The 6,673-nt window shown below is 68.7% G+C and carries 5 protein-coding genes and 1 pseudogene; 4 read left to right on the forward strand and 2 right to left on the reverse strand.

What is annotated here, in order from left to right; genetic code table 11:
• Nucleotides 1-1,184, reverse strand: a 1,184-nt coding sequence (locus PV363_RS14475) for a cystathionine beta-synthase (RefSeq protein ID WP_301022682.1), incomplete at its 3' end; no start/stop codon positions are given.
• A 62-nt stretch (nt 1,185-1,246) separates the two neighbouring features.
• On the opposite strand from PV363_RS14475, the gene PV363_RS14480 reads away from it, so the two are divergent.
• The gene (locus PV363_RS14480; protein WP_301022683.1) at nt 1,247-2,221 is read left to right on the forward strand and encodes an SGNH/GDSL hydrolase family protein; all 975 of its coding nucleotides are present in this window, start codon (nt 1,247-1,249) and stop codon (nt 2,219-2,221) included.
• A 149-nt stretch (nt 2,222-2,370) separates the two neighbouring features.
• Here the strand turns inward: PV363_RS14480 and PV363_RS14485 are convergent, their stop codons facing one another.
• Nucleotides 2,371-3,231: a Bax inhibitor-1/YccA family protein gene (locus PV363_RS14485; RefSeq protein ID WP_220343670.1), complete on the reverse strand. Its 861-nt coding sequence runs from the start codon at nt 3,229-3,231 to the stop codon at nt 2,371-2,373.
• A 339-nt stretch (nt 3,232-3,570) separates the two neighbouring features.
• Here PV363_RS14485 and PV363_RS14490 point away from each other — a divergent pair, with 339 nt between their 5' ends.
• The 3 genes and pseudogenes from PV363_RS14490 to PV363_RS14500 all read left to right on the forward strand — a co-directional run.
• Nucleotides 3,571-5,160, forward strand: coding sequence for an ABC transporter substrate-binding protein (locus tag PV363_RS14490; protein ID WP_301022684.1), 1,590 nt, complete (start codon nt 3,571-3,573; stop codon nt 5,158-5,160).
• A 95-nt stretch (nt 5,161-5,255) separates the two neighbouring features.
• Nucleotides 5,256-6,260 (forward strand): ABC transporter permease, encoded by a 1,005-nt coding sequence (locus PV363_RS14495; protein WP_220343668.1) that lies wholly within the window; start codon nt 5,256-5,258, stop codon nt 6,258-6,260.
• Nucleotides 6,253-6,673, forward strand: a pseudogene (locus tag PV363_RS14500) (hypothetical protein); the annotation flags it as partial. The gene PV363_RS14495 and the pseudogene PV363_RS14500, both read left to right, overlap by 8 nt.

Below are 6,673 nucleotides of genomic sequence, written 5' to 3' on the forward strand. Positions count from 1 at the left end.
CCGTGGAACAGCTTGTCGAGCAGGTCGCGCTCACTGACCGCTCCCGCGACCTCTGCGGCACGGATCGGCGGCTCGGCGAGCAGGACCGGCATCTGCGAGACGCCGTACTCCCTGAGGATCTTGACCGCCTCGGCGACCGACTCGTGCGGGTGCGTGTGCACGAGATCGGGGAGGCGCCCGTCCTTGTCGCGAAGCAGGTCACCGACCGTCCGCTCACCCCGGGGCGGGGTGAGGAAGCCGTAGCGGGAGAGCCACTCGTCGTCGAAGACCTTGGTCAGGTAGCCCCGGCCGCCGTCGGGCAGCAGCACCACGATCACTGCCTCAGGATCGTTCAGCTCCTTCGCAAGGCGCACGGCCGCGGCGGCCGCCATGCCCGACGAGCCGCCGACCAGCATGGCCTCCTCGCGGGCGAGACGTCGCGTCGTCGCGAACGAGTCGGCGTCGCTCACCTCGATGATGCGGTCGCAGATGTCACGGTCGTACGTGTCAGGCCAGAAGTCCTCACCGACGCCCTCGACGAGGTACGGGCGACCGGTCCCGCCGGAGTAGACCGACCCGTGCGGATCGGCGCCGACGATCTGGACCCGCCCGTCGCTGACCTCCTTGAGGTAGCGGCCCGTGCCCGAGATCGTCCCGCCCGTCCCGATGCCGGCGACGAAGTGCGTGATGCGGCCCTCGGTCTGTGCCCACACCTCAGGCCCGGTCGTCTCGTAGTGCGTGCGGGGGTTGTTCTCGTTCGCGTACTGGTTGGGCTTCCACGCGCCGTCGATCTCGCGGACCAGGCGGTCCGAGACGGAGTAGTAGGAGCTCGGGTGCTCCGGCGGCACCGCCGTCGGGCACACGACGACCTCGGCGCCGTACGCCGTAAGGACGTTGCGCTTGTCCTCGCTCACCTTGTCGGGGCACACGAAGACGCAGTGGTAGCCCTTCTCCTGGGCGACCATCGCGAGGCCCACCCCGGTGTTGCCGCTGGTCGGCTCGACGATCGTGCCGCCCGGCTTGAGCTCGCCGGACTCCTCGGCGGCCTCGACCATCCGGGGGGCGATGCGGTCCTTCACGCTCCCGCCCGGGTTGAAGTACTCGACCTTGGCCAGCACGAGGCCGGGTGCGTCGTCGGTCACTCTCCTGAGCTTGACCAGCGGTGTGTCACCGACGAGGTCAAGCAGCGCGTTAGCGTAGTCCACACCCTCAGTCTAGGGAACCCTCGCGAAGGCGAGCACAGCGAAGGGGATGATGGTGTGAGTCGATGACCCGGGCACGAGCAGCGCGCAGGCTGGCCGCCGCCGCCCACGTCGGAGGCGGCGGGGTCGGGGTGTTGGGGGGCAGCGCCGTCGGGCTCCTCAAGATGCAGGCCGGACTCGCACGCCGTGCGATCGGGGTCAGCGACGAACGCCCTCCCTCCCCCGACGGTGTCTACGGTGCCGATCTGCCCGGAGACCCGCTGCGGTTCGTCATGCTCGGCGACTCCACGGGCGTCGGCTACGGGATGACGCGGGCCGAGGACACTCCTCCTTCCCTCATCGGTGCCGGGCTGTCCCAGATTGCCGGGCGTCCGGTCGAGGTGACCAGCCAGGCCGTGGTCGGCGCTGTCTCGGCCGATCTCGCGGAGCAGGTCGAGCTCGCCCTGCCGACGAGGCCCCACGTCGCGGCGATCGTCATCGGCGCCAACGACGTCACCCACGTGAGCAACGTCAACGCGATCTCCGGCGCGGTCGCCGCGCTGGGTGAAGCGGTGCGGGCCCTGCGCCAGCACGGGTGCGAGGTCGTCGTCGGGACGTGCCCCGATCTCGGCTCCGTCCGCCCCCTGCCGCAGCCGCTGCGCTTGATCGCCCGCCAGTTCAGCCGGAGGCTGGCCGCCGCCCAGGTCATCACGGTGGTCGAGGCCGGCGGCCGTGCGGTGTCGCTGAGCGACCTGCTGCAACGCGACTTCTGGAGCGCGCCGACCGAGATGTTCGGTGACGACCGCTTCCACCCGTCGGCGACCGGCTATGCCAGCATGGTCGCCGCGATGCTGCCGTCCGTCGCGGTGGCCGCAGGCGTGTGGGACGAGGACGAGGAGTCCGCCGCCTTCCCTGAGGGCGTCGTGCTGCCCATATCGTTCGCCGCTGCCGAGGCGGCCGACACCGCCGGCACCGAGGTCTCCCGTACGCAGGTCGGCGGCGCCGAACGCGGCCCGCGGGGGCGTTGGGCCGCACTGCGGGTCGTACGCCGATCGCCCTGATCGTCGATCGCCGAGAGTGACCCGCGAGGGCCGGAGAGTGACCCGCGAGGGCCGGAGAGTGACCCGCGAGCGGCAGAGAGTGACCCGCGAGGGGAAAGGGGAGCGCCCCGCCCCTCTGACGAGGGACGGGGCGCCGGAGGTCCGACCTGCTAGTTGTCTCCGCGCAGGATCGCGAGGATGCGCAGGATCTCGATGTAGAGCCAGATCAGCGTGACCGTCAGGCCGAACGCGGCGCGCCAGGACTCGCGCTCCGGGAGACCGGCCTTGATGCCGTTCTCGACGAAGTCGAAGTCGAGGATCAGGCACAGCACACCGAGGACGACGGCGATGCAGCTGACGATCAGGCCGAGCATCGAGAAGTCGCGGATGCCGAAGTCGGCGCCGAAGAAGCTCAGCACGAAGTTGAGCAGGATGACGGCCATGAAGCCGAACAGCGCGGCGGTCACGCCTCGGCGGAACTTGTCCGTGACCTTGATGTTGAAGAAGCGGTAGACGAACAGCGTGCCGGCGAATGCGGCGATCGTGCCGAGGACGGCCTGCGCGACGATGCCGGGGTCACCGACGTAGGAGGAGACGACCTTCGAGAGGGCACCGACGAAGACGCCCTCGACGACCGCATACGCGAGGACGAGCGGCGGGCTGATGACCTTCTTGAAGGAGTTCACCATCGCCAGGACGAAGCCGATGATCGCGCCGCCCGTGGCGAGCGCGAAGGCGGTCGCGAGCTTGCTCTGGTCGGCCGAGATGTCGCCGATCATGAACCACACGACGGCGGCGCTGAGCGCGGTCAGGCCGATCGTCAGAGCGGTCTTCTGGACGACCGAGTCGATCGTCATGCGATCGGCGACGGCGGTGCTGTGCGGCCCCTGACCAGAGCCGCCGTCGTAGCCATCGGACTGACCGATCTGCCACGTGCTGGGGTCCGTGTATCCGGTAGGCGCGGTGCCGGGCCGGGCGGCGCGACCGTTGAACTCGTCGCTGCGGGCAAAGACGGGGTTGTTGCTCTTCATCAATCCTCCGTACGGGGGCGGGCTCGGACAGGAGTCCGTCCTGGTCAACCCTACCGGAGCAGCGGTATTCCCTTCAGGACGTTCACCGCGAGCCCCTGCGGGGCGACAGGCGGCGCGGCACCAGCACCGGAGGTCACGCTCTTACGTATGGTTTCCTGGAAGTCTTCCCCCAGAATCACCGTGATTCTGAACGATCTCGGATCGGTATCCGGTTCGTAACCTCCTCGGACACCCTGGTCACAGATTCGTCACGGCTGTATCGTCTCGCCGGTCGCGTGCGGCAGGATCGACCCAGCCGCCTTGGCCGAGGGGGCGCACTCTGGGAGGCACACAGTGAAGATGGCTCGACTGGCCGCGGGGCTGACAGCCCTGGCCTTGGTGGTGACCGGCTGCGGAGGCGGCGACGACGACGAGGGAGACGGTGGCGCGACGATCCGCCTGCCGCTGAGTCAGGACGTCGAGACGCTCCTGCCGATGGACTCCAACGTCGGCGACAACATCAGCGTGCTCGACGTGGTCTACGACGGTCTCGTGCGCTACGACCCCCAGACGACGAAGCCCTACAACTACGTCGCCGAGGACGTCAGCACCACCGACAACAGGGTGTGGACGATCAAGATCAAGGACGGCTTCGAGTTCCAGAACGGCGAACCGGTCGACGCGGAGGCGTTCGCCCGGGCGTGGAACTACGCCGCGTACGGCCCGAACGCGATGGGCAACTACTACTTCTTCGAGCGCTTCGCCGGCTACGACGCGATGCAGGGCGAAGAGCCGACCGCCAAGGAGCTCTCGGGCCTCAAGGTCGTGGACCCGGGCACCCTCGAGGTCACCCTCAAAGCCCCGTTCGCCGGCTTCTCGACCATGCTCGGCTACACCGGGTTCTTCCCCGTCGCCCAGGAGTGCCTCGACGACGTCGACGCCTGCGCGACCAAGCCCATCGGCAACGGCCCCTTCGAGATCGAGGAGTGGGACCAGGGCCAGAGCCTGACTGCCGTCAGGTGGGCCGACTACAGCGGTGAGGAGACCCCTGACTACGACAGGATCGAGTGGAGGGAGTACTCCGGCGACTCCGACTGGGCCGACTTCGAGGCCGGCGATCTTGACGCCACCTTCCCGCCCCCGGCGGAGTGGGACCGCGCCGCGAACGACCCCGAGCTCTCCTCCCGCATGGTCGAGGGTCCGGGCGCGGCGCTGAGCTACGTCGGGTTCCCGATGTACCTCGGCAAGCCGTTCGACGACATCGAGTTCCGCAAGGCCATCTCGATGGCGATCGACCGTGACTCCATCATCGAGAAGGTCGCCCCCGGCCGCTTCGTCGCCGCCGACAGCTGGGTCGTCCCGGACGGCGTTCCCGGCGGCGTCGCCGGGACCTGCGAGTTCTGCACCTTCGACCCGGCCGCAGCGAAGGCCGCGCTCAAGAAGGCCGGCGGTTGGCCCAAGGGCAAGAAGCTCACGATCCACCTCGGCGAAGACCCCGAGAGCGAGGCGATCTTCAAGGCCGTCGGAGACTCGATCCAGCTCAACCTGGGCATCCCCTACCAGCTCGACCCGACACCGGACTACTTCGACCGCCGCACGGCGCGTGACTTCACCGGCATCATGCGGGCGAACTGGTTCGCGGACTACCCGCTCAACGAGAACTACCTCGCCCCGGTCTACGGCAGCGGCGACCCCAAGAAGGGCAACGAGAACTTCGGCTACTACAACGCCGAGTTCGAGAAGCTGATCAAGGAGGGCGACGCGGCTCCGGACCTCGAGGCGGCCGTCACGAAGTATCAGGAGGCGGAGAAGGTCATCGCCTCCGACATGGCCTCCGCTCCGGTCGCGTTCGGCAACAACGTCATGTTCTACAGCGACCGTCTCGACGACGTGGTCCTCGACCCGTTCAGCGGCGAGGTCGAGCTCAGGCTGGTGAAGGTCACCGACTGACGGTGAGCGAGTCCTGGGGTGGCCGGCGTCGACACGGCGCCGGCCACCCGACACGTGCCGCGACGCGGCGATCATGACGAGGAGCTGAGGACGGCGTGGGTCGATACATCGTGCGGCGCGTGCTGCAGGGCTTCCTGACCCTCGTCCTCGTGGTCTTCCTGCTCCACGTCCTGACGACGCTCGCCATCCAGCTCAACGGCAACCCTGCCCTGGCCTTCTTCGGCGAGCGCACGCCGAGCCCGACACAGCTGGCGGCGGTGGAGAAGCGGTACGGGCTCGACGACCCGTGCTACGACCAGACCGGCAACCCCTGCCTCGGACCGTTCGTCGACCGCCTGGGCTCCTACGCGCAGGGGGACCTCGGAGAGAACCTGCGCGGCCGACCCGTGAGCGACATCGTCGGCACCGCCGCCCCCAACACGCTCAAGCTGTTCGCGGTGGTCACCGTGACGTGGGCCGTGATCGGGATGACGCTCGGCTCGATCGCCGCCCGCCGTCGTGGCCGCCTGAGCGACCACGGCATCCGCGGCCTGTCGATCCTCATCGACGCCCTGCCCGTGTTCGTGATGCTGCTGATCTATCGCTACGTGTTCGCCGTGCCGCTGAGCAACTGGGCCAAGGACACGTTCGGTCCCGACAGCCTGCCCGCCCTCCTCTTCAAGCCGTCGTTCTCCCCCGAGAACCCGTGGGCGACGATCATCGTCCCGGGGATCCTGCTCGGCCTCGCGGGCTCGGCCGCGTTCATCCGTGTGGTCCGCGCCGCACAGCTCGAGAACTATCAGGCCGAGCACGTCCGCACGGCACGGTCCAAGGGCCTGACGGAGCGCCACGTGACCCTGCACCACGTCGTCCGCAACTCCTCGATCCCGGTGGCGACCGCGGTCGGCATCGTCTTCACCGAAGCCCTCGCGGGCGTGGTCATCACCGAGGGCATGATGAACATCTACGGGATGGGCGGTGTCCTCTGGAGGGCCGTGCAGGACAGCGATGTCGCCGTCGTGATCGGCATCGTCACCCTCCTGGCCGTGGTCACGATCGTGGTGATGATCGTCGTCGACATCGTCTACGCCGCACTCGACCCGAGGATCCGCTATGAGTGACCCCAGCGTCTCCGCCCTGATCGCGGAGGAGACCAATGCGGGCCTCCCGCCACGCTCGCTGTGGTCGGACGCGTTCCGCAGCCTCCGACGACGCCCCGACGTGATCCTCGCGACCGTCGTCGCCGCGTTCTTCCTGCTGGTCGCTCTCTTCCCGTTCCTCTTCACGCGCAAGGACCCGCAGCGCTGCGACATCGCCGACGCGCGCATCCCTCCGCAGTGGTTCGGGGGCGCCCACCCGTTCGGCACCAACGCGTACGGGTGCGACGTGCTGGCACAGCTGGTCCACGCCACGCGACCGTCCTTGCTGCTGGCGGTCATCGTCGTCAGCGTCTCCGTGCTGATCGGCGTCACCCTCGGCACGGTCTCGGGCTACTACCTCGGCTGGGTCGACGCCGTCATCTCACGCGTCGTCG

The sequence above is a fragment of the Mumia sp. genome, from assembly GCF_028803055.1.
Classification (GTDB): domain Bacteria; phylum Actinomycetota; class Actinomycetes; order Propionibacteriales; family Nocardioidaceae; genus Mumia.

What these genes read in the sequence shown, in the direction of transcription:
- PV363_RS14480 (WP_301022683.1), top strand. Translation starts at nt 1,247, where the DNA reads ATGACCCGGGCACGAGCAGCGCGCAGGCTGGCCGCCGCCGCCCACGTC.
- PV363_RS14485 (WP_220343670.1), bottom strand. Translation starts at nt 3,231, where the DNA reads ATGAAGAGCAACAACCCCGTCTTTGCCCGCAGCGACGAGTTCAACGGT.
- PV363_RS14490 (WP_301022684.1), top strand. Translation starts at nt 3,571, where the DNA reads ATGGCTCGACTGGCCGCGGGGCTGACAGCCCTGGCCTTGGTGGTGACC.